Annotated in this window: 21 protein-coding genes; 13 read left to right on the top strand and 8 right to left on the bottom strand. The window is 74.4% G+C overall.

Annotation, left to right across the window (positions count from 1 at the left end; all coding sequences use genetic code 11):
* The first annotated feature begins 428 nt into the window (after positions 1–428).
* Positions 429–2060, top strand: a complete 1632-nt coding sequence (locus AC5K6T_RS01930; RefSeq protein WP_493205035.1) for a phospho-sugar mutase — start codon at positions 429–431, stop codon at positions 2058–2060.
* A gap of 190 nt (positions 2061–2250) precedes the next feature.
* On the opposite strand, the gene AC5K6T_RS01925 is transcribed toward AC5K6T_RS01930, so the two are convergent.
* A complete protein-coding gene (locus AC5K6T_RS01925; protein WP_493205034.1) occupies positions 2251–2883 on the bottom strand; it encodes a PH domain-containing protein in 633 nt (210 codons plus the stop codon).
* 418 nt (positions 2884–3301) lie between these two features.
* Between AC5K6T_RS01925 and deoC the strand changes: the two genes are divergently transcribed.
* From deoC to AC5K6T_RS01910, 3 genes are read left to right on the top strand one after another with little or no spacing between them, the layout of a single operon-like run.
* Positions 3302–4261 (top strand): deoxyribose-phosphate aldolase, encoded by a 960-nt coding sequence (gene deoC, locus AC5K6T_RS01920; RefSeq protein WP_493207284.1) that lies wholly within the window; start codon positions 3302–3304, stop codon positions 4259–4261.
* Positions 4261–5697, top strand: coding sequence for an aldehyde dehydrogenase family protein (locus AC5K6T_RS01915; RefSeq protein WP_493207283.1), 1437 nt, complete (start codon positions 4261–4263; stop codon positions 5695–5697). The genes deoC and AC5K6T_RS01915 overlap by 1 nt, the downstream gene beginning before the upstream one ends.
* Entirely contained in the window at positions 5690–6583 is an 894-nt protein-coding gene (locus tag AC5K6T_RS01910; protein WP_493205033.1) for an aldehyde dehydrogenase family protein, read from the top strand. The genes AC5K6T_RS01915 and AC5K6T_RS01910 overlap by 8 nt, the downstream gene beginning before the upstream one ends.
* 153 nt (positions 6584–6736) lie before the next feature.
* On the opposite strand, the gene AC5K6T_RS01905 is transcribed toward AC5K6T_RS01910, so the two are convergent.
* Positions 6737–7144: a hypothetical protein gene (locus AC5K6T_RS01905; protein WP_493205032.1), complete on the bottom strand. Its 408-nt coding sequence runs from the start codon at positions 7142–7144 to the stop codon at positions 6737–6739.
* A gap of 125 nt (positions 7145–7269) precedes the next feature.
* Between AC5K6T_RS01905 and AC5K6T_RS01900 the strand changes: the two genes are divergently transcribed.
* Entirely contained in the window at positions 7270–7905 is a 636-nt protein-coding gene (locus AC5K6T_RS01900; protein WP_493205031.1) for a uridine kinase, read from the top strand.
* Positions 7906–8463: 558 nt separating this feature from the next.
* On the opposite strand, the gene AC5K6T_RS01895 is transcribed toward AC5K6T_RS01900, so the two are convergent.
* Positions 8464–9246, bottom strand: coding sequence for a SigE family RNA polymerase sigma factor (locus AC5K6T_RS01895; RefSeq protein ID WP_493205029.1), 783 nt, complete (start codon positions 9244–9246; stop codon positions 8464–8466).
* A 227-nt stretch (positions 9247–9473) separates the two neighbouring features.
* Here AC5K6T_RS01895 and afsQ1 point away from each other — a divergent pair, with 227 nt between their 5' ends.
* The 5 genes from afsQ1 (at position 9474) to AC5K6T_RS01870 (ending at position 13620) form a co-directional block, all read left to right on the top strand.
* The gene (gene afsQ1, locus AC5K6T_RS01890; protein ID WP_493205027.1) at positions 9474–10151 is read left to right on the top strand and encodes a two-component system response regulator AfsQ1; all 678 of its coding nucleotides are present in this window, start codon (positions 9474–9476) and stop codon (positions 10149–10151) included.
* Entirely contained in the window at positions 10148–11866 is a 1719-nt protein-coding gene (locus tag AC5K6T_RS01885; protein ID WP_493205025.1) for an ATP-binding protein, read from the top strand. Before afsQ1 ends, AC5K6T_RS01885 begins: the two co-directional genes overlap by 4 nt.
* Entirely contained in the window at positions 11863–12465 is a 603-nt protein-coding gene (locus AC5K6T_RS01880) for a hypothetical protein (protein WP_493205023.1), read from the top strand. Before AC5K6T_RS01885 ends, AC5K6T_RS01880 begins: the two co-directional genes overlap by 4 nt.
* Positions 12466–12695: 230 nt before the next feature.
* Positions 12696–13352, top strand: a complete 657-nt coding sequence (locus AC5K6T_RS01875; RefSeq protein WP_493205022.1) for a VanZ family protein — start codon at positions 12696–12698, stop codon at positions 13350–13352.
* A 64-nt stretch (positions 13353–13416) separates the two neighbouring features.
* On the top strand, positions 13417–13620 hold the full coding sequence (locus AC5K6T_RS01870) for a PspC domain-containing protein (protein WP_493205021.1): 204 nt from the start codon (positions 13417–13419) through the stop codon (positions 13618–13620).
* A 92-nt stretch (positions 13621–13712) separates the two neighbouring features.
* On the opposite strand, the gene AC5K6T_RS01865 is transcribed toward AC5K6T_RS01870, so the two are convergent.
* Together AC5K6T_RS01865 and AC5K6T_RS01860 are read right to left on the bottom strand one after the other, a co-directional pair.
* Positions 13713–14063, bottom strand: coding sequence for an ATP-binding protein (locus tag AC5K6T_RS01865; RefSeq protein WP_493205020.1), 351 nt, complete (start codon positions 14061–14063; stop codon positions 13713–13715).
* A gap of 165 nt (positions 14064–14228) precedes the next feature.
* Entirely contained in the window at positions 14229–15392 is a 1164-nt protein-coding gene (locus tag AC5K6T_RS01860) for an adenosine deaminase (protein ID WP_493205018.1), read from the bottom strand.
* 113 nt (positions 15393–15505) lie between these two features.
* Between AC5K6T_RS01860 and AC5K6T_RS01855 the strand changes: the two genes are divergently transcribed.
* Positions 15506–16279, top strand: a complete 774-nt coding sequence (locus AC5K6T_RS01855) for a dienelactone hydrolase family protein (protein WP_493205017.1) — start codon at positions 15506–15508, stop codon at positions 16277–16279.
* Between the two features lie 149 nt (positions 16280–16428).
* On the opposite strand, the gene AC5K6T_RS01850 is transcribed toward AC5K6T_RS01855, so the two are convergent.
* Positions 16429–17382 carry a LysR family transcriptional regulator gene (locus AC5K6T_RS01850; protein WP_493205015.1) on the bottom strand — a complete coding sequence of 318 codons (954 nt, stop codon included), beginning with the start codon at positions 17380–17382 and terminating at the stop codon, positions 16429–16431.
* Between the two features lie 63 nt (positions 17383–17445).
* Here AC5K6T_RS01850 and AC5K6T_RS01845 point away from each other — a divergent pair, with 63 nt between their 5' ends.
* A complete protein-coding gene (locus AC5K6T_RS01845) occupies positions 17446–18861 on the top strand; it encodes an MFS transporter (RefSeq protein ID WP_493205013.1) in 1416 nt (471 codons plus the stop codon).
* Positions 18862–19102: 241 nt separating this feature from the next.
* Positions 19103–20116 carry a sigma-70 family RNA polymerase sigma factor gene (locus tag AC5K6T_RS01840; RefSeq protein ID WP_493205012.1) on the top strand — a complete coding sequence of 338 codons (1014 nt, stop codon included), beginning with the start codon at positions 19103–19105 and terminating at the stop codon, positions 20114–20116.
* Here the strand turns inward: AC5K6T_RS01840 and AC5K6T_RS01835 are convergent.
* A complete protein-coding gene (locus tag AC5K6T_RS01835) occupies positions 20000–20386 on the bottom strand; it encodes an STAS domain-containing protein (RefSeq protein WP_493205010.1) in 387 nt (128 codons plus the stop codon). The genes AC5K6T_RS01840 and AC5K6T_RS01835 overlap by 117 nt on opposite strands.
* Before the next feature lie 98 nt (positions 20387–20484).
* Positions 20485–21768 (bottom strand): thymidine phosphorylase, encoded by a 1284-nt coding sequence (locus AC5K6T_RS01830; protein WP_493205009.1) that lies wholly within the window; start codon positions 21766–21768, stop codon positions 20485–20487.
* Positions 21769–21799 lie beyond the last annotated feature (31 nt).

Below are 21799 nucleotides of genomic sequence, written 5' to 3'. Positions count from 1 at the left end.
GCCGTGCGTGCGGCGCACCGGCTGCCCGCCGCCCGGGCCGACCGCAGCGGCGACCGCACCCACCGCACCCCGGCGCCACAGCCGCACGGCTCCCACCGGTCGGCACCCGTCCGGACCGCGCCACGGCCGGCTGGACGGACGGCTGGACGGTCCGGTCGCGGAACTGTCCGGTCACCGGCACGGCGCAACCACCGGCAGGGGACGCGACCACCACACGGGACGCGACCGCCGCAGGGCGCGACGGCCGTGCGGCCCCCGGCGCCGGGGGCCGGCGCCGGTTCGGCGCGACGGTCGCGCGAAGCTTCAGCCGTACCGCGTCACGGAAGTCATGCGAGACGACCGTACGGCGCACCGGGGTGGGCCCCGGACCCGGGAGGACGGACCGCCCACCCCTGATCCCACTCACACGCACGAGAGGTTGACCGCACGTGACCGACGATCTCATGGCACGGGCCGAGGCGTGGCTGGCCGAGGACCCCGACCCCGAGACCCGCGAGGAGCTCGCGGCGCTCATCGACGCCGAGGACGTCGCCGAGCTGGCCGCCCGCTTCGGCGGGACGCTGCAGTTCGGCACCGCCGGGCTGCGCGGTGAGCTGGGGGCGGGGCCGCAGCGGATGAACCGCTCGGTCGTGATCCGCGCGGCCGCGGGGCTCGCCGCGTACCTGCGGGGCAGGGGCGAGACCGGCGGACTCGTCGTCATCGGCTACGACGCCCGCTACAAGTCCGCCGACTTCGCCCGGGACACCGCCGCCGTGATGACCGGCGCGGGTCTGCGGGCGGTGCTGCTGCCGCGGCCGCTGCCCACGCCCGTGCTGGCCTTCGCGACAAGGCATCTGGGCGCGGTCGCCGGCGTCGAGGTCACCGCCAGCCACAACCCGCCCCGCGACAACGGCTACAAGGTCTACCTCGGCGACGGCTCGCAGATCGTGCCGCCCGCCGACGCGGAGATCGCCGCCGAGATCGACGCGGTCGCCGCGCTCGCGGACGTGCCCCGCCCGGACAGCGGATGGGAGGTCCTCGACGACGCCGTCCTGGAGGCGTACCTGGCCCGCACCGACGCCGTCCTGGCCCCCGGCTCTGCGCGCACCGCCCGCACCGTCTACACGGCCATGCACGGCGTCGGCAAGGACGTGGTGACGGCCGCGTTCGCCCGCGCCGGGTTCCCCGAGCCGGTCCTGGTCGCCGAGCAGGCCGAGCCGGACCCGGCGTTCCCGACCGTCGCGTTCCCCAACCCGGAGGAGCCGGGCGCGATGGACCTGGCGTTCGCCCTGGCCCGCGCCACGGAGCCCGACCTGGTCATCGCCAACGACCCGGACGCCGACCGCTGCGCCGTGGCCGTTGGCGACGGGGCCGACTGGCGGATGCTGCGCGGTGACGAGGTGGGCGCGCTGCTCGCGGCGCACCTGGTGCGGCGCGGCGCCCGGGGCACCTTCGCCGAGTCGATCGTGTCGTCCTCGCTGCTCGGCCGGATCGCCGAGAAGGCGGGCCTGGCGTACGAGGAGACCCTCACCGGCTTCAAGTGGATCGCCCGGGTGGAGGGCCTGCGCTACGGCTACGAGGAGGCGCTCGGCTACTGCGTGGACCCCGAGGGCGTGCGCGACAAGGACGGCGTCACCGCCGCGCTGCTGGTCGCCGAGCTGGCCTCGGAGCTGAAGGAGCAGGGCCGCACCCTGCTCGACCTGCTGGACGACCTCGCCGTCGAGCACGGCCTGCACGCCACCGACCAGCTGTCCGTGCGGGTGCAGGACCTGTCGGTCATCGCCGACGCCATGCGGCGCCTGCGGGAGCAGCCGCCGACCCGGCTGGCGGGCCTGGCCATCACCCGCGCCGAGGACCTCACCCGGGGCACGGAGACGCTGCCGCCCACGGACGGCCTGCGCTACACGCTCGACGGCGCCCGCGTCATCGTCCGCCCGAGCGGCACCGAGCCGAAGCTGAAGTGCTACCTGGAGGTCGTCGTCCCGGTCGCCGACCGCGCCGCTCTGCCGGCGGCCCGCGCCCGCGCGGCGGAGCTCCTGGCGGCGGTCAAGCGCGACCTGGCGGCGGCCGCCGGGATCTGACCCGCCCGTGGCCCGCCCCGGGGCGGGCCACGGCCTCGGCATCACCGGCCCCGTCCGCCCGGCGGCGGGCACCGGGCCGCACGGCGGCAGCGCCCGGCCAGGCCTCCGGTCGCCCTGCCCGGGACATGGAACCGCGTCTCCGGTTGCCCTGCCCGGGGGGGAGGAACCGCCGGGCCGGGCCTCCGGCCGCTCAGCCGAGGAGGGCGAACACCACGAGGAGCACGGCCCCGGCGAGGGTGGGCGCGATGATCTCGTAGGCCCGGCGCACACGGACCTCGCCCTGCGAGGTCCCGGCCTTCTCGCGCGCCTCCAGCATGGCGCGCAGCTCGTCGACGATCCGGTCGCCCTGGTCGGCGACCGGACCGTCGTCGATGTCCCCGGCCGGTCCGAAGAGGCTGCCCCGGACCCGTTTGCCCTGTGCCGCGGCGGCCTCCTGGGCGTCGCGCCGCTGCTGGCGCCGTACGGCCCGTTTGCGTCCCTTGAGGGAGACGGGGACGGCCCACAGCTGGAAGCGGTCGCCGGACCTGGCGACGACCTCGTTGGTGTAACCGGAGCGCAGCGAGGCGACCTCGCCCCAGGGCAGCGTGACGTCCCGCAGCGGGTTGCGCACCCGCAGCCGGTTCTCGTCGGCGAACACGGCGGGCCGGAGCGTGTAGGCGGCGGCGAGCGGCATGAACGTCAGCATCGAGGCCAGGGCCAGCCACGGTGTGCTGCCCTCCCCCCGGACCATGGCGTCGATACCCAGCCACCCGGCAAGCCCCAGCAGGAGCGCTCCGCCGGCGAGTGCCATGGGCGAGCGATAGATCCGGTCGGAGGAGGTCATGCAGCCGATTATGCAACCTCCCCACCCCCGCCTCCCCACCCGCCCACGTCCCCGCCACCCCGCACAACCGGCCACACCGAACCCGCAGGCACCCACCGGCAGCCCCACCCCCGCCCCGGCCGCGCGGGGCACCGCGCGACCGGCCGCAGACACGCCCGCACACGCCCCGGACACCCGGCCCCGCCACCCCGGGGGCGCGGGCCACCGCGCCATCACCCCGACGCGCCCCGCCCCTCACCTCCCCGCACCTCACCTCCCCGCACCTCCCCGCCCCTTCCCTCACCTCACCTCACCGGCGGGGACTCCTCACCCCGGGGCCCGCCCGCCCGTCCCGCACAAGCCGCCCCCGGTGGGATACCCCGATATGTCTCCGGGGCTGTACAGCCGCTACGCGCGTAGATATGCTCACCTGGTGACCATGCCCACCAACGCACCCACCGCAGCCACCCCCCTCGCGGACGCCACGTCGTCCAACAGCACGCTGCGCCGTTTCCTCCACGGGCTGCCCGGCGTCGACGCGGTCGGCCTGGAGGCGCGCGCCGCCTCCCTCGGCACCCGTTCCATCAAGACGACCGCCAAGGCGTACGCGATCGACCTCGCCATCTCGATGGTCGACCTGACGACGCTGGAAGGCGCGGACACCCCGGGCAAGGTCCGGGCGCTCGGCGCCAAGGCGGTCCTGCCCGACCCGACCGACCGGACGACCCCCACCACGGCCGCGGTCTGCGTCTATCCCGACATGGTGGCCGTCGCGAAGGAGGCCGTCGCCGGCTCGGGCGTGAAGGTCGCCTCGGTCGCCACCGCCTTCCCGGCCGGCCGCGCCGCGCTGGACGTGAAGCTGGCCGACGTGCGGGACGCGGTCGCCGCGGGTGCGGACGAGATCGACATGGTCATCGACCGCGGAGCGTTCCTGGCGGGTCACTACCTGAAGGTGTACGACGAGATCGTCGCCGTGCGGGAGGTCTGCGGACCGGCCCGCCTGAAGGTGATCTTCGAGACCGGTGAGCTGTCGACGTACGACAACATCCGGCGGGCCAGCTGGCTCGGCATGATGGCCGGCGCCGACTTCATCAAGACGTCGACCGGCAAGGTCGCCGTCAACGCGACCCCCGCGAACACGCTCCTGATGCTGGAGGCGGTCCGCGACTTCCGCGCCCAGACCGGGGTGCAGGTCGGTGTGAAGCCGGCCGGCGGCATCCGCACGTCGAAGGACGCGATCAAGTTCCTGGTCCTGGTCAACGAGACCGCGGGAGCGGACTGGCTGGACAACCACTGGTTCCGCTTCGGCGCCTCCTCGCTGCTGAACGACCTGCTGATGCAGCGCCAGAAGCTGGCCACGGGCCGCTACTCCGGCCCCGACTACGTGACGGTGGACTGATCGACATGACTTTTGAGTACGCACCGGCGCCCGAGTCCCGCTCGGTCGTCGACATCGCCCCGTCCTACGGCCTGTTCATCGACGGCGAGTTCACCGAGGCGGCCGACGGCAAGGTCTTCAAGACGGTCTCGCCGTCCACCGAGGAGGTCCTGTCCGAGGTCGCCCAGGCCGGCGAGGCGGACGTGGACCGGGCGGTCGCCGCCGCCCGCAAGGCGTTCGAGAAGTGGTCGGCGCTGCCCGGCTCCGAGCGCGCGAAGTACCTCTTCCGGATCGCCCGGATCGTCCAGGAGCGCAGCCGCGAGCTGGCCGTCCTGGAGACGCTGGACAACGGCAAGCCGATCCGGGAGACCCGGGACGCCGACCTGCCGCTGGTCGCGGCGCACTTCTTCTACTACGCGGGCTGGGCGGACAAGCTGGGCCACGCCGGTTTCGGCCCCGACCCGCGGCCGCTGGGCGTGGCGGGCCAGGTCATCCCGTGGAACTTCCCGCTGCTGATGCTGGCCTGGAAGATCGCGCCCGCGCTGGCGGCCGGCAACACGGTCGTACTGAAGCCGGCCGAGACCACGCCGCTGTCGGCGCTGTTCTTCGCGGACATCTGCCGCCGGGCCGGCCTGCCCAAGGGCGTCGTCAACATCCTGCCGGGCTACGGCGGCGCGGGCGCCGCGCTGGTCGCGCACCCGGACGTGAACAAGGTCGCCTTCACCGGCTCCACCGCGGTCGGCAAGCAGATCGCCCGCACGGTGGCCGGCACGGACAAGAAGCTCACGCTCGAACTGGGCGGCAAGGGCGCCAACATCGTCTTCGACGACGCCCCGGTCGACCAGGCCGTCGAGGGCATCGTCAACGGCATCTTCTTCAACCAGGGCCAGGTCTGCTGCGCGGGCAGCCGGCTGCTGGTGCAGGAGTCGGTCCAGGAGGAGCTGCTGGAGTCCCTGAAGCGGCGGCTGTCCACGCTGCGGCTGGGCGACCCGCTGGACAAGAACACCGACATCGGCGCGATCAACTCCGAGGAGCAGCTGGCCCGGATCACCTCGCTGGTGGAGCGCGGTGAGGCGGAGGGCGCCGAGCGCTGGTCGCCGGCCTGTGACCTGCCCGAGAGCGGCTACTGGTTCGCCCCGACGCTGTTCACGAACGTCACCCAGGCGCACACCGTCGCCCGCGACGAGATCTTCGGCCCGGTCCTGTCGGTGCTGACCTTCCGCACGCCCGACGAGGCCGTCGCCAAGGCGAACAACACGCCGTACGGCCTGTCGGCGGGCATCTGGACCGAGAAGGGCTCGCGCATCCTGGCGGTCGCGGGCAAGCTGCGCGCGGGCGTGGTCTGGTCCAACACGTTCAACAAGTTCGACCCGACCTCGCCGTTCGGCGGCTACAAGGAGTCGGGCTTCGGCCGCGAGGGCGGCCGCCACGGCCTGGAGGCGTACCTCGATGTCTGACGCGACCCGTCTTTCCGTCCTCAAGACCTACAAGCTGTTTGTCGGGGGCAAGTTCCCCCGCTCGGAGAGCGGCCGGGTGTACGAAGTGACCGACTCCAAGGACAGGTGGCTGGCGAACGCCCCGCAGGCGAGCCGCAAGGACGCCCGGGACGCGGTGGTGGCCGCCCGCAAGGCGTTCGGCGCGTGGTCGGGCGCGACGGCCTACAACCGCGGCCAGGTCCTCTACCGCGTCGCCGAGATGCTGGAGGGCCGCCGGGACCAGTTCGTGCGCGAGGTCGCGGAGGCCGAGGGCCTGTCGAAGTCCAAGGCCGCCGCGCAGGTCGACGCGGCGGTCGACCGCTGGGTCTGGTACGCGGGCTGGACCGACAAGATCGCCCAGGTGACCGGCGGCGCCAACCCGGTGGCCGGCCCGTACTTCAACCTCTCCTCCCCGGAGCCGACCGGCGTCGTCGCCGTACTGGCCCCGCAGGAGTCGTCGTTCCTGGGTCTGGTGTCGGTGGTCGCCCCGGTGATCGCCACCGGCAACACGGCGGTCGTCGTGGCCTCGGAGCGGTCCCCGCTGCCGGCCCTGTCCCTGGGCGAGGTGCTGGCCACGTCCGACGTGCCCGGCGGTGTCGTCAACGTGCTGTCCGGGCGCACCGCGGAGATCGCGGCACCGCTGGCCGCACACCAGGACGTGAACGCGATCGACCTGGCGGGCGCCGACGAGGTGCTGGCGAAGGAGCTGGAGGTCGCCGCGGCCGACAACCTCAAGCGCGTTCTGCGTCCACAGCCTGTGGACGACTGGTCGGCGCCCGCGGGCACGGACCGCATGACGGCGTTCCTGGAGACGAAGACGGTCTGGCACCCGACGGGCGGCCTGGGCGCGTCCGGCTCCGCCTACTGACCCCGCCCTTGGTCCCGCGCCCGCGGGGACGCGCCCCCACCGGGCGCCCACCGGCCCGCCCCACCGGCCGGGCCTGCCGCCCGGCCGGGACCCGTGCCACCCCCCACCGCGCCGCGCCGCCCCTCCGTCCGGGGGCGGCGCGGCCGCATGCCGTCAGCCGCCCAGCAGGTGCGTGACCTGTCCGACCACCGGCATCGACCCGATCGAACGGGCCTGCGCCACCGGCGCGGTCAGCGCCTGCGAGGTCAGCGGCCGGAAGTCGGCCAGCTGCGTCCCCACGCCGTTGTCCAGCGGGTCCACGCCCGTACCGGCCAGCGGGTTGGGCTGGAGCCCCGCCACCGCGCCCGTGGCGTACCGCAGGGACATGCCGAGCGCGTCCACCCCCGCCAGCGGGTCGACCTGGCCGAGGGACGTCGGCTGGGTCCGCATCACGTCCACGACCGGCTCGGCGTCCGCCGCCGCGGCCGCCGTGGCGGAGGCGCCCAGGGCCACCCCCGCCGTCGCCAGGGCGGCCAGCGCGCGCCGGCCGGTCGGGTGCGGGGAACTGTCGTGTCGGGCCATCGCTCGCCACCTTCTGCTGCGTAACGTAGTCGGTACTCCACGCAGGGTAGTTGACGTGTGATGCGGGCTTCAAAGGCGACCCGCGAGTGGGTGAACGGCAGGTGAATGGCTCAGACTGGTGACCCGTGAGTTCCCATCCGCCCGTACCCGCGCGCGTCGTGCTGCTCTGCGGCCCCTCCGGCTCCGGCAAATCCGTGCTGGCCGCCCGCTCCGGTCTTCCGGTCCTCCGGCTCGACGACTTCTACAAGGAGGGCGACGACCCCACCCTGCCGAGGGTGGCGGGCACCGGGGACATCGACTGGGACCACCCGGACTCCTGGGACGCGGACGCCGCGATCGCCGCGATCGCCGCCCTGTGCCACACCGGCCGGACCGGCATCCCGGTCTACGACATCTCGCTGAGCGCCCGCACCGGCACCGGCAGCGTCGACATCGGTCCGGCGCCGCTGTTCATCGCGGAGGGCATCTTCGCCGCGGAGATCGTCGGACGCTGCCGGGACCTCGGGCTCCTCGCCGACGCGCTGTGCCTGAGCCGCGGTCCGGTCACCACCTTCCGCCGCCGCTTCCTGCGCGACCTGCGCGAGGGCCGCAAGTCCGTGCCGTTCCTGCTGCGCCGCGGCTGGCGGCTGATGCGCGCCGAGCGCTCCATCGTGGCCCGGCAGACCGCCCTCGGCGCCCACGCCTGCGACCGCGAGGAGGCGCTGGACCGGCTCACCGCCGCGGGAGCGGCCGGCCTCACCGCACCGCGCACCGCGGCCTGATCGCCGTACGGACGGGCCGGGCGCCCGTACGGACGGGCCGGGCGCCCGTACGGACGGGCCGGGCGCGGCGGTCGTGCGGCCGGGCCCGGTGCGGCCGCGGCTGCGCGCCCCACGCTCCGGTCACCGCGGGACAGCCGGGACACCCGGCAGAGACCACGGCCGGGGACGCCCGGCACAGACGACGGGCCGCAGGCCACGGCCGGGGACCACGGGCGGAGGCGACGCCCGGGGACGACCGGCACGGACGGCGGGCCGGCCACGGGCCCGGAGGTGAACCGGGGCCGGACGGACCCCGGCCCCCCGGACCCCGTTCTCGCGGCCGCACGCGGGAGCGGGGCTGGACGGACCCCCCGGCCCTCCAGCCCCGCTCCCTCTGTGCTCCCCCGTCGTCCCCCGTGCTCTCCCCCGTTGCTTCCCCCGTGTTTCCCTTGCCTGCCCGCGGGTCGTGCTTCCCCCCGTGCCCCGCGGGCGGTCCGTCCCCCGTGTCTCCCGGACCTGTGAACAAGACCCCCGTACCGTCCCCCTGATACACCCCCGGGGAACTTTTTTCCGTCCGCCTCAGGCCACCAGCTCGCCGAAGGCGTCCGTCTCGTCACGGCCGAGGCTGAGGGCCTCGTCGTCCCGCAGTCGGCGCAGCGACCGCCAGATGCTCGACTTGACCGTGCCGACGCTGATGCCCAGGATGGCCGCGATCTCCGGGTCCGTACGGCCCTCGTAGTAGCGCAGGACCAGCATGGTGCGCTGGAGTTCGGGCAGCCGGGACAGCGCCTGCCACAGCACCGTGCGCAGTTCCGTGCCGCGCATCGCGTCCGTGTCGCCGGGCGTCTCCGGCAGCTCCTCGGTCGGGTACTCGTTCAGCTTCCGGCGGCGCCAGGCACTGATGTGCAGGTTCGTCATGGTGCGGCGCAGATAGCCGCCGACCGCCGCCTTGTCGCTGATCCGGTCCCACGCCCGGTAGGTCGAGAACAGTGCGCTCTGCAGCAGGTCCTCGGCCTCGAAGCGGTCACCGGTCAGGTGGTAGGCGGTGGCGTACAGGGAGGCGCGGCGCTCCTGGACGTAAGCGGTGAACGCCGCCTCGGCGTCCGCCGCCCCCGCCGTGGCGGGCCGCTCCCCCGTCACCTCCCGGTACGCCTCTCCCCCGTGCTTCTCCCCCGTGACACCGTCGACGACCGTCATCCGGGGCACGGCCCCCTGCGGCGCGTACGCGGTGTGCTGACGCCCGGTGCCGCGAGCGCACCCCCGCCCGCTCACCGCACCGGACTTCTCGGAACCCCGGTGCAGGTTCACGTCGTGCAGACGCGTGACCACTGCGTTGGTGCTCGTGGCGTGCAGCGTGTTCATCCCGCGCCCCCCGTCGTGGACTTGCCGGCGTTCTGCCTGGCGTTCTTCCTGGTGCCGAAAATCCTGCCGAAGCCACTTCATCGCCGTGTCCGCCGACTGTCACAGACCTGTCACAGGGCCCGGCCGCCCGTGACGTACGCGATCACGCACCGGAATCGCGCGTGAGGGCAGGGTTCGCTCCGGTCCGCCGGTTCATCCGTACGGCATCCATGGGCCAGAATGAGGCCGTGCCTTCCCTGTTGCTGATCGAGGACGACGACGCCATCCGGACGGCCCTGGAGCTCTCACTGACGCGCCAGGGGCACCGCGTGGCGACCGCTGCCAGCGGTGAGGACGGTCTGAAGCTGCTGCGCGAGCAGCGCCCGGACCTGATCGTGCTGGACGTGATGCTGCCCGGCATCGACGGTTTCGAGGTGTGCCGGCGCATCCGGCGCACGGACCAGCTGCCGATCATCCTGCTCACCGCGCGCAACGACGACATCGACGTCGTCGTGGGCCTGGAGTCGGGCGCCGACGACTACGTCGTCAAGCCGGTCCAGGGGCGCGTCCTGGACGCCCGCATCCGGGCCGTGCTGCGGCGCGGGGAGCGGGAGTCGAACGACGCGGCGGCCTTCGGCAGCCTGGTCATCGACCGCGCGGCGATGACCGTGACGAAGAACGGCGAGGACCTGCAGCTCACCCCGACCGAGCTGCGGCTGCTGCTGGAGCTGAGCCGCCGGCCCGGGCAGGCGCTGTCCCGGCAGCAGTTGCTGCGGCTGGTGTGGGAGCACGACTACCTCGGTGACTCGCGGCTGGTGGACGCCTGTGTGCAGCGGCTGCGCGCCAAGGTGGAGGACGTGCCGTCGTCACCGACCCTGATTCGTACCGTGCGCGGTGTGGGCTACCGGCTGGATCCGCCTCAGTGACGAAGCGGCAAGGGGGCCTCGGCGGCTGGGCCGCCAGGCGCAGGGGAGTGTTCTCACGGCTGCGCTTCACCAGCCTGCGGCTGCGGCTGGTGGTCGTGTTCGGGCTGGTCGCGCTGACGGCCGCGGTGTCCGCCTCGGGCATCGCGTACTGGCTGAACCGGGAGGCGGTGCTCACCCGCGCCCAGGACGCGGTGCTGCGCGACTTCGAGCAGGAGATGCGCAGCCGCGTCGGCGCCCTGCCCGACCGCCCCACCCAGGACGACCTGCAGCGCACCGCGGGCCTGATGGCGGGCGGCAGCCAGCACTTCACGGTGCTGCTGGTCGCCCAGGACCCCGGCGGGCGCACGGTGTACGGCGGTTCGGGCGGGCTGAACGGTTTCACGCTCGGCGACGTGCCCGAGTCGCTGCGCACCGCCGTCAACCGCAGGCAGGCGCTGACCTCGGCCAACAGCGCGGAGTACCACCTGTACTGGCAGCGCGTCGTCGACGGCGGCACCCCCTACCTGGTGGCGGGCACCCGGGTGATCGGCGGTGGCACCACCGGCTACATGCTCAAGTCGCTGGAGCCGGAGGCCAAGGACCTCAACTCGCTGGCCTGGTCGCTGGGGATCGCCACCGCTCTGGCGCTGATCGGCTCCGCGCTGCTCGCGCAGGCGGCGGCGACGACCGTGCTGAAGCCCGTGCACCGGCTGGGCGTCGCCGCGCGGCGGCTCGGCGAGGGCAGGCTGGACACCCGGCTGCGGGTGTCGGGCACCGACGAACTGGCCGACCTGTCGCGGACGTTCAACAACGCGGCCGAGGCGCTGGAGAAGCGGGTCGCGGAGATGGCGTCCCGGGACGAGGCGTCCCGGAGGTTCGTGGCGGACATGAGCCATGAACTACGGACCCCGCTCACCGCCATCACCGCGGTGACCGAGGTGCTGGAGGAGGAGCTGGACTCCGAGGCCGGCGGCATCGACCCGATGATCGAGCCCGCGGTACGCCTGGTGGTGAGCGAGACCCGGCGGCTGAACGACCTGGTGGAGAACCTGATGGAGGTCACCCGCTTCGACGCGGGCACGGCCCGGCTGGTGCTGGACGACGTCGACGTCGCCGACCAGATCACCGCCTGCATCGACGCCCGCGCCTGGCTGGACGCGGTCGAGCTGGACGCCGAGCGCGGCATCCACGCCCGGCTCGACCCGCGCCGGCTGGACGTCATCCTGGCCAACCTGATCGGCAACGCGCTCAAGCACGGCGGCTCCCCGGTACGGGTGGCGGTCCGCGCGTCCGACGCGGTCCGCGCGTCCGACGCGGTCCGCCCGTCCGAGGCGGTGCGCGCGTCGGGAGCCGGCAGCCGCGACGGGGCGGGAGACGGGGACGGACGCAGGGACGGGGACGGACGCAGGGGCGAGGAGGCGGACACGGGCGGGTCCCGGGACGGCGCCGGAGGTGCCGAGGTGGTCATCGAGGTGCGGGACCACGGGCCCGGCATCCCCGAGGACGTCCTGCCGCACGTGTTCGACCGCTTCTACAAGGCGAGCGCGTCCCGGCCCCGGTCGGAGGGCAGCGGGCTGGGCCTGTCGATCGCGCTGGAGAACGCACACATCCACGGCGGCGAGATCACCGCGGCCAACTCCCCCGACGGAGGAGCCGTGTTCACGCTGCGGCTGCCCCGGGACGGCGCCGAGGAGCCCGCCGGGCAGCAGCAGGGCGGACCGGGGGGCGCACAGTGAGGGCGGCGCGCCGGGCCCTGGCGCTGCTGCTGCTCGCCGCACCGCTCGCCGGGTGCGGCATCCGGGCCACGGAGGTGCCGACGGACTTCGGCGGGGCGCCGTCGCGGGCGCACTGCTCGCTGACCGGGCCCGCCGTCACCACGCAGTCCTCGCGGGCGGTGGCGGTGCAGGTGTTCCTGCGCTGCGGCACGTCCCTGGTCGCCGTGGACCGGTCGGTGCGGGTGCCGGAGGGCGCGGCGGACTCCGACCGGCGGGTGCTGCTCGCACAGGGCCTGCTGGACGCGCTGGCGGAGCTGCCGTCCACGGCGGAGCGGCAGGCTGGGTACCGCACCGAGGTGCCGACCCGGCTGAGGGCGGCCGGCCCGCTCGGCGACGACCCGGCGGACACGCTGCGGCTGAGCATCGCGCCCGACCGGCTGTCCTCGTACGCGCTCGGGCAGGTCGTGTGCACCTTCTCCGACTCCGAGGCCGCCGAGGGAGACGGTTCGGTGGTGCTGGGCGGCCCCACGGACCCGCCCCGCCGCTACGAGTGCACGGACGAGGTCCGCTCCGAACCGGGCCGCGTCCGCCCCCCGAGCACGGACGCATCCGCACGGTGACCCGCCCGGCGCGCTGACCGCCGGGCTCCACCGGCCGGGGCGTGCGGCGACGCGCCGAAGCGGGCCTCGTCCGTCCGGGCTCCGCGGGTCCTCCGGAGGATGGGTCTTCCGGAGGATGTTTCCGGCCCTTTCGGGCACGGCGCTTCCGTGTACGCGGTGTGTCGTATGCCTCACCGGACGCGGGGCGCGGGGCCGGAACCGATCGGGCGGGGCGCGGCGTCTAGGGGGTCGTGCAGCGTCAAGGCTCCAGGGGCGGCAGCGCCGCGATCCGCATCCGTGTGACCGGGGGTGTCCTCCTCGTCGCCCATCTCGCGTTCGTCGCCTGGTACACGCTGCGTCCGCTGGACGTCCCGTGGGTGATGCCCGCCAATCTGCGTCCGCTCGCCGGGATCCGCGCCGATCTGGCGCTGGGCTGGCCGGGTGCGGCCCGCCGGATCGGCGCCGAGCTGGCGCTGCTGGCGCCGCTGGGGGTGCTGCTGCCGCTCACCGCCGGCCGGCTGGCCGTGTCCCCGCTGGGGTCGCTGCTGCGTACGGCGACGGCGGGCGCCTTGATCTCGCTGGCCGTCGAGCTGCTGCAGACCGGGGTGCCCGGCCAGGTGGTGGACGTCGACTCGCTGCTGCTGAACACCGCGGGCGTGCTGCTCGCGCACCTGGCGGTGGTCCCGCTGGGCCGGGCGCGGCTGCGCCGCCACGCCGAGCGCCGGGAACGGGACGGGCGGCGGAGGGCGGCGGACGGGGGCCGGGAAAAGGCCCGGGGCGGGGTCCGGGACGGGGTCCGGGACGGGGCGGACGCCGTGTTCGAGGAGACGGCTCAGGGTCGGACCCCGACGATTCCCAGGGTCGGGATCGCACCGTGGAGCGACGCTCTGCCGCCCTCGTCGCCGTAACGTCGATGTCGTAAGGAGGCCGCCGGTCGAGGCGGCCCCGCGAACCGCTCATGAAGGAGCCGCCATGTCCCGCCCCGTCCGCCCCGTCAACGGCCGGATGATCGGCGGTGTGTGTGCCGCGCTGGCTCAGCGTTTCGGCACCTCCGCCACCACGATGCGGGTGATCTTCCTGCTGTCCTGCCTGCTGCCGGGCCCGCAGTTCCTGATCTACCTCGCGCTGTGGGTGATCCTGCCGTCCGAGGACAAGGCCCGCCCCGCGGCCTGGTGAGCCCGCCCGCGCGAGTACGCCCGCGCGAGTACGCCGTCGGGGCGCACCCGGAGGGGACTCCGGAGTACGCCCCGACGGCGTGCGGGGGCGGGTCAGCCCAGCGGGATGCCGTTCACCGGGAGGCCCTTGGTGGGCAGGCCGCCCAGCGGCAGGCCGCCGAGCAGGCCCGCGGCCGGCTTGGTCGGGCCGTCGGCGAGCGCCTTCTGGGCGAGGGGCTGCGCGGCGGCCACGCCTGCGGCGAGGGCCGGCTGCGCCTGGGTGAGCGCCTCACCGGCGCCCGGCAGCGCCTTGGCGACCGTGTCGGTGGGCAGGGCCTGAGTGAGGGAGCCGAGCGCCTGGCCGCTGTCGGGCAGGGCCGGGGCGGCGTTCGCGGCGCCCGCGCCGGTGGCGGCGAAAGCGGCACCGAGAGCGGCGACACCGAGGGTCTTGGCGGCAGACTTCATCGTGAATGCGTCCTTGACTGAATTCGAAGACGGGAACCGAAGACGGGAACGGGGGACGGGAAGCGGTCCCCGAACGTAAACACGGGACGGGGCCCGCCGCAAACATCGAAATGCGGACGGGTTGTGAAAGCCCGTCCGCATCCGCCGCTCCGCGAAGGTCTTCGCTCAGCCCTGCTGCCCGGCAGAACCGCTGGTCGAAGCGGTCTGCTGGAACAGCCATTCGGATTTCAGCTCGGCGTATCCGGGCTTGATGACGTCATTGATCATGGCCAGTCGTTCATCGAAAGGAATGAACGCTGATTTCATCGCATTGACGGAGAACCACTGCATGTCGTCGAGCGTGTAGCCGAACGCCTCGACGAGGTGCTCGAATTCCCGGCTCATGCTGGTGCCGGACATCAGGCGGTTGTCCGTGTTGACCGTGGTCCGGAAGTGCAGCCGGCGCAGCAGGCCGATGGGGTGGTCGGCGTAGGAGGAGGCGGCGCCGGTCTGGAGGTTGGAGCTGGGGCACATCTCCAGGGGGATGCGCTTGTCGCGGACGTAGGAGGCGAGCCGCCCGAGGCGGATGCCGCCGTCGTCCCCGACCTCGATGTCGTCGATGATGCGCACGCCGTGCCCGAGGCGGTCGGCGCCGCACCACTGCAGGGCCTGCCAGATGGAGGGCAGTCCGAAGGCCTCGCCGGCGTGGATGGTGAAGTGGTTGTTCTCCCGCTTGAGGTACTCGAAGGCGTCCAGGTGCCGGGTGGGCGGGTAGCCGGCCTCGGCGCCCGCGATGTCGAAGCCGACGACGCCGCGGTCGCGGTGGCGGTTGGCGAGTTCGGCGATCTCCAGGGCGCGGGCGGCGTGCCGCATGGCGGTCAGCAGGGCGCCGACGCGGATGCGGTGGCCGCCCTCGCGGGCGGCGCGCTCGCCCTGCCGGAAGCCCTCGTCGACGGCTTCGACGACCTCTTCGAGGCTCAGGCCGCCCTCCAGGTGCTGTTCGGGGGCGTAGCGCACCTCGGCGTAGACGACGCCGTCCTCGGCGAGGTCCTCGGCGCACTCGCGGGCCACCCGGACCAGGGCGTCGCGGGTCTGCATGACGCCGACGGTGTGGGAGAAGGTCTCCAGATAGCGTTCCAGGGAGCCGGAGTCGGCGGCCTCCCGGAACCAGAGGCCGAGCTTGCCGGGGTCGGTCTCGGGGAGCGCGGAGTAGCCCTGCTCCCGGGCCAGTTCGACGATGGTGCCGGGCCTGAGCCCGCCGTCGAGGTGATCGTGCAGCAGTACTTTGGGCGCCCGGCGGATCTGGTCCGGGCTCGGGGTGCTCCCCATCCGGTCAGTCTGGCTCGTCATTTCCGCACCCTAACCCCTACGCGCGTAGATGGCCCGTTGCACACGGTGGCCGATACCCAACGGTGACCGCACGGCCGGGTGGCGTACACGTCCGCTTCTGACACTGTTCTGCCATGGCACAGCATGCGACGCCGGTTCGCGAGGCCCGGCTGGGACGGGTGTTCGGCCCGGAACCGACGGCGGTGGGCGGGGCGGTGCTGCTGCTCCCCGGCGGTGACGCGTACTCGGCCCGCCGCCCCTCCCCCCTGCGCGCCACGGCCGCCGTGCGCGCGCTGGGACGCCGGCTGGCCCGAGCGGGGCGCGCGGAGGGGCTGGCGGTCCACGTGGTGCACTACCGCTACCGCGGGTGGAACGGGAGCGAGGCCCACCTCGCCCGGGACGCCACATGGGCCGCCGACGAGGCGGTCCGCCGCTACGGCGACGTCCCGGTGTGTCTGGCCGGCGTCGACATGGGCGGCCGGGCGGCCCTGCACGCGGGCGGCCACGAGGCCGTCAACTCCGTGCTGGCGGCAGCCCCCTGGCTCCCCGAGGACGACATGGCCGCGCCACCCGAACCGGTGAAGCAGCTCGCCGGGCGCCGGGTGCTGATCGTGCACGGCACCAACGACGAGCGCACCGACCCGGAGCTGTCCTTCCGGCTCGCGGCCCGCGCGAAGAAGGCCAACCGCGACGTGTGCCGCTTCGAGGTCCACTCCGACCGGCACTCCTTGCAGCAGCACCGGGAGGAGGTGCTCTGCCTGGCCGAGGACTTCGTGCTGGGCGCCCTGTTCGACCGGCCCTTCTCACGCCCCGTCCAGGACGCCCTCGCCGCGCCCCCGCCGCTCGGCCTGCGGATGCCGCTGGCCTCGGGGTTCGGGCGCTCGCTGCGGCACCGCCAGGGGCACTGAGCCCGGCCCGCGCGGGACCGCGGCCCTGCCCGGACCCGGCCCTGCCCGTCCCGGCCCCGGTACGGTCCCGCCCGGTCCCGTCCGGTCCCGCCCGCCCCTTGCCCCTTGCCCCTTGCCCCTTGCCCCTTGCCCCTTGCCCCCTGGGAGGTTCACGCGTGCAGCAGACGTCCCCGGCGGGACAGCAGGAAGCGCTTGAAGGCGGCCACCGGCGGCGTGTCCGGACGCCCCTCCAGCCAGGCCACCCCGATCTCGCGGGCCGCGCGCGGGGCCGTCACCGTCAGCTCCGCCACCCCGGGCCGGGCCACCGCCGGCGGGGGCAGCAGGGCCACCCCGAGGCCGGCCGCGACCAGCCCGCGCAGGGTCTCCGCCTCCTCGCCCTCGAACGCGATCCGGGGCCTGAATCCGGCCTCCTTGCACAGGTCGTCGGTGATGCGGCGCAGTCCGTAGCCGGGCTCCAGGGTCACGAACACCTCGTCGGCGGCCTCCGCCAGCCGGATCCGCCGGCGCCCGGCCAGCCGGTGCTCGGCGGGCACCACCAGCCGCAGCTTCTGCTCGTCCAGCCGGCGGGCGACGAGGTCGGGGGCGTCCGGCACCGGCGAGGTCAGACACAGGTCCAGCTCGCCCGCCCGCAGCCGCTCCAGCATGGCCTCGCCGTAGTTCTGCACCAGGCTGAAGCGGACCCGGGGATGGTCGGCGCGGAAGGCGTGGAGGAGCCCGGGCACGGTCTCGGCGCCCATGGTGTGCAGGAACCCGAAGGCGACCTTGCCCGCCGCCGGGTCGGCGTCGGCGCGCACCTCCTCCGCGGCCCGCTCGATCTCGGCGAGGGCCCGCTCCACCGAGCCGAGGAACGCGCGCCCGGCGGGCGTCAGGGACACGGTGCGGCCGTGCCGGGCGAACAGGTCGACACCCAGGTCCTGTTCGAGCCGCGCCATCGACCGGGACAGCGTCGACTGGGGGACGTTCATCTCCTGCGCGGCCCGGGTGACGTGCTCGGTGCGCGCGACCCCGGCGAAGTGCACGAGCCGTGGCGCAAGCAGCGCGACGATGTCTTCTGTGTCACCGCTCGGTGACAGGCGCTCTCCTGACCTCTGCTGATGCGTCATGGGAACGATTATGCCGATTCCGTGCATTGGACGGATGAGCGGCGCTCTCCGTACCGTCGAAGCATGAATCCCGCCGATACCGGGGCGTCCGCGGTCGTGGACGCCGTCTCCCCCGCCGCGCCCTCCTCACCCGCACCCTCGTCCGCCGCGTCCGCGTCCGCGTCCGCCGCGTCGTCCGCCTCCCCGGTGTCCGCCTCCCCGGTGTCCTCCTCCCCGGCGGCCCCCTCCGCCGCGTCCTGTGCCGCTGCCGCCGGCGCCCGCGCCGCCACCGCCCCCGACGACCGGCGGATGGCCCCCGGCGGGCCCGGCTACCGCCGGATGAGCCTCGCGCTGTTCCTGGCCGGGGTGGCGACGTTCGCACTGCTGTACTCCACTCAGGCGCTGCTCCCGCTGATCTCCGGCGAGTTCGCGGTCAGCGCGAGCGCGGCGAGCTGGACGGTGGCAGCCGCGACCGGCGGCCTGGCGGTGTTCGTGCTGCCGATGAGCGCGCTGTCGGAGCGCTTCGGGCGGCGGACGGTCATGACGTGGTCCCTGGCGGTCGCGGTGGGCGTGGCGGTCCTGGTCCCCCTCGCCCCCTCGCTGCCCGCCCTGGTGGCGCTGCGCGCGGTGCAGGGGGCGGCACTGGCGGGGCTTCCGGCGTCGGCGACGGCGTATCTCGCCGAGGAGGTCCGGCCGCGGGCGCTGGTGACCGCGATCGGCCTGTTCGTCGCGGGCAACAGCGTCGGCGGGATGAGCGGCCGGGTCGTCACCGGCTGGGTGGCCCAGGAGTGGGGCTGGCGGGCCGCGCTCGCCGTGATCGGGCTGCTCGCGGTGGCCTGCGCGGCCGCCTTCCGGCTGCTGCTGCCGGCGCCGCGGCACTTCACACCCGGCTCGCTGCGGCCGCGGTCCCTGGCCCGCACCGTCCGCGGCCACCTGGCCGACCCGCTGCTGCGGCGGCTGTACGCCATCGGGGCGCTGTTCATGACGGTCTTCGGCGGCGTGTACACGGTGATCGGCTACCGCCTCACCGAGGCCCCGTTCTCCCTGCCGCAGGGCATCGTCGGCTCGATCTTCCTGGTGTACCTGGTGGGCACCGTGTCGGCGTCCTCGGCCGGACGGCTGGTCGGCCGCCTCGGCCGGCGCGGCGCGCTGTACCTGGCGGGCGGCACCACGGCGCTCGGTCTGCTGCTGTCCCTGGCGGACACCCTGCCGGCGGTGCTGCTGGGCCTGGTCCTGATCACGGCCGGCTTCTTCGCGGGCCACGCGGTGGCCTCCTCGGCGGTGGGCCGGACCGCGACGAGCGGCCGCGCCCAGGCCTCGGCGCTGTACCAGTCCGCCTACTACGTCGGCTCCAGCGCGGGCAGCACGGCGGGCGCGATGGCGTTCCACTCCGCGGGCTGGGGCGGCACCGTCGCCGTCGGGGTGGCCGCGGTGCTGGGCGTCGTCGGCATCACGCTGGCGGGGACCAGGGCGGCGTCCCTGGCGGCCCGGACCGCGTGACACCCGGCCCGGGAGGGGCGTGACGCTCCGGGCACGGCCGGAGCGGGACACCCCGCGGCACGGCCGGGGCGGGACGCGGCGGGGGCCCGCCCGGCACCCGGCCCGGCGCCCCGCCCGGGAGGCCGCCCACCTGCACCTCCTCAGGGCCGCCGGGCCGTTGTCAGTGGGCTGCGGTAGCTTCCGGGGTAGTGCACGCCACGAGGCGCGCGCCACACGAACCGGCCACAGGGGTGGGTGGACGATGAGCAACACCGCGACGACAGCGGACCTGGACGTCGAGCTGGAGCGGTACCGCGTCGAGCTGACGGGCTACTGCTACCGCATGCTCGGCTCCTCCTTCGAGGCCGAGGACGCGGTCCAGGACACGCTGGTACGCGCGTGGCGGAGCCACGAGAAGTTCGAGGGCCGCTCCAGCCTCCGCTCCTGGCTGTACCGGATCGCCACCAACGTCTGCCTGGACATGCTCAGCGCGGGCAACAAGCGGGCCAGACCGATGGACCTGTCGGAGGCGACGCCGCTCGCGCAGGCCGCCCTGGCGCCCCGCCCCGACCACACCTGGCTGGAGCCGGTGCCGGACGCCCGTGTGCTGCCGGCCACCGCGGACCCGGCGGAGGCGGCCGTCGCCAAGGAGTCGGTGCGGCTGGCCTTCATGGCCGCGCTCCAGAAGCTGCCGCCCAAGCAGCGCGCGGTGCTGATCCTGCGCGAGGTGCTCGCCTGGCGGGCCGCCGAGGTCGCCGAGCTGCTCGGCACCACGGTCGCCTCCGTCAACAGCGCGCTCCAGCGGGCTCGGGCCACCCTCGCCGAGCGGCCCGAGCCGGGCGAGGACGCGGCGGTGTCCGACCCGCTGGACGAGGAGCAGAAGAAGCTCCTGGAGCGCTATGTCGCGGCCTTCGAGGGGTACGACATGGCGGCGCTGACGGCCCTGCTGCACGAGGACGCCGTGATGACGATGCCGCCGTTCGACCTGTGGCTGCTGGGCCCGGCCGACATCACCGGCTTCATGACCACGGTCGGCGCACAGTGCGCCGACTCGCGGCTGCTGCCGGTCGAGGCGAACGGCCTGCCCGGCTTCGCGCACTACAAGCCGGACCCGGACAAGGGCGGGTTCTCCCCGTGGGCGGTCCAGGTGCTGGAGACCTCACAGGGCCGGATCACCGGTTTCCACTGCTTCCTCGACGTCGAGCGGTGGTTCCCGCTGTTCGGTCTGCCGCCGCACCTCGACGGGCAGCCCGACGAGGTGCAGCAGGACGCATAGCGCCGGATCGGGGTCGCGCAGCCGTATCCGGCCCCCGGCCCGGCGCGCGGTGAGCTGCATCCGCGCCAGCAGGTCGACGGTGCCGAGCCCCGGCGGCCCCGGCCCCGACACCTCGCACTCCACCACCTCGGCGCGGGTCCCCTCCAGAGCCGCCCGCACGGCGTCGCACCACCCCGTCACCTCGTCCCGGGTGACGGGGCCGGCGATCACGAGCACGGGGGGTGTCCTGGCATCCACGTACGGTAGACCGGGCACGCCCCGAGAACTCATCGGGGCGGCCGCGGACGCCCTCCCGGCGGTGGGCCACGGCCCGGAGCAGGCGGGCCCGGTCTCCCGTTGCCCGTCGCCCCGGCCCACCGCGGCGACGGTCAGGCGATGCGCTCCAGGACCACCGGGGAGGCCGTGAAGTCGGTGCCGGGGGCCGCGACGTCGTAGGAGCCGTCGACGGCGCTCAGGGCGTACTCGAAGCGCTCCGGCGTGTCGGTGTGCAGGGTCAGCAGCGGCTGGCCCGCGGTGACGGTGTCGCCGGGCTTGGCGTGCAGCTCGACGCCGGCACCGGCCTGCACCGGGTCCTCCTTGCGGGCGCGGCCCGCACCGAGGCGCCAGGCGGCGACGCCGATGCCGTAGGCGTCGAGGCGGGTGAGGACGCCGGAGGCCGGGGCCTTCACCACGTGCTGCTCGCGGGCCACCGGCAGCTCGGCGTCCGGGTCGCCGCCCTGCGCGGCGACCATGCGCCGCCAGACGTCCATCGCGGAACCGTCGGCGAGGGCCTTCGCCGGGTCGGCGTCGGGGACGCCGGCCGCCTCCAGCATCTCGCGGGCCAGGGCGAGGGTCAGCTCCACCACGTCCGCGGGACCGCCGCCGGCCAGCACCTCGACGGACTCGCGGACCTCCAGCGCGTTGCCCGCGGTCAGGCCGAGCGGGGTGGACATGTCCGTCAGCAGCGCCACCGTGCGTACCCCGTGGTCGGTGCCCAGGCCCACCATCGTCGAGGCCAGCTCGCGGGCGTCCTCGACGGTCTTCATGAAGGCGCCGGAGCCGACCTTCACGTCCAGCACCAGGGAGCCGGTGCCCTCGGCGATCTTCTTGGACATGATCGACGAGGCGATCAGCGGGATCGCCTCCACGGTGCCGGTGACGTCGCGCAGCGCGTAGAGCTTCTTGTCCGCGGGGGCGAGGCCGTCGCCCGCCGCGCAGATCACCGCGCCGGTGGTGTCGAGGACGGAGAGCATCTCCTCGTTCGACAGCAGCGCCCGCCAGCCCGGGATGGACTCCAGCTTGTCCAGGGTGCCGCCGGTGTGGCCGAGGCCGCGGCCGGACAGCTGCGGCACGGCCGCGCCGCAGGCCGCCACCAGCGGGGCGAGCGGCAGCGTGATCTTGTCGCCGACGCCGCCGGTGGAGTGCTTGTCGGCGGTGGGGCGGGACAGCGAGGAGAAGTCCATGCGCTCGCCGCTGGCGATCATCGCCGCGGTCCAGCGGGCGATCTCGCGCCGGTTCATGCCGTTGAGCAGGATCGCCATGGCGAGCGACGACATCTGCTCGTCGGCGACCCCGCCGCGGGTGTACGCGTCGATGACCCAGTCGATCTGCTCGTCGCTGAGTTCACCGCGGTCCCGCTTGGTGCGGATGACGGAGATGGCGTCCATGGCCATGGCTTTCCTTCCGACGTTCTGAGGAAACGGG

The sequence above is a fragment of the Streptomyces sp. B8-7 genome (genome assembly GCF_058833805.1).
Note: the sequence above shows the minus strand (reverse complement) of the source record. Positions and strands in the feature narration are given on the sequence as shown.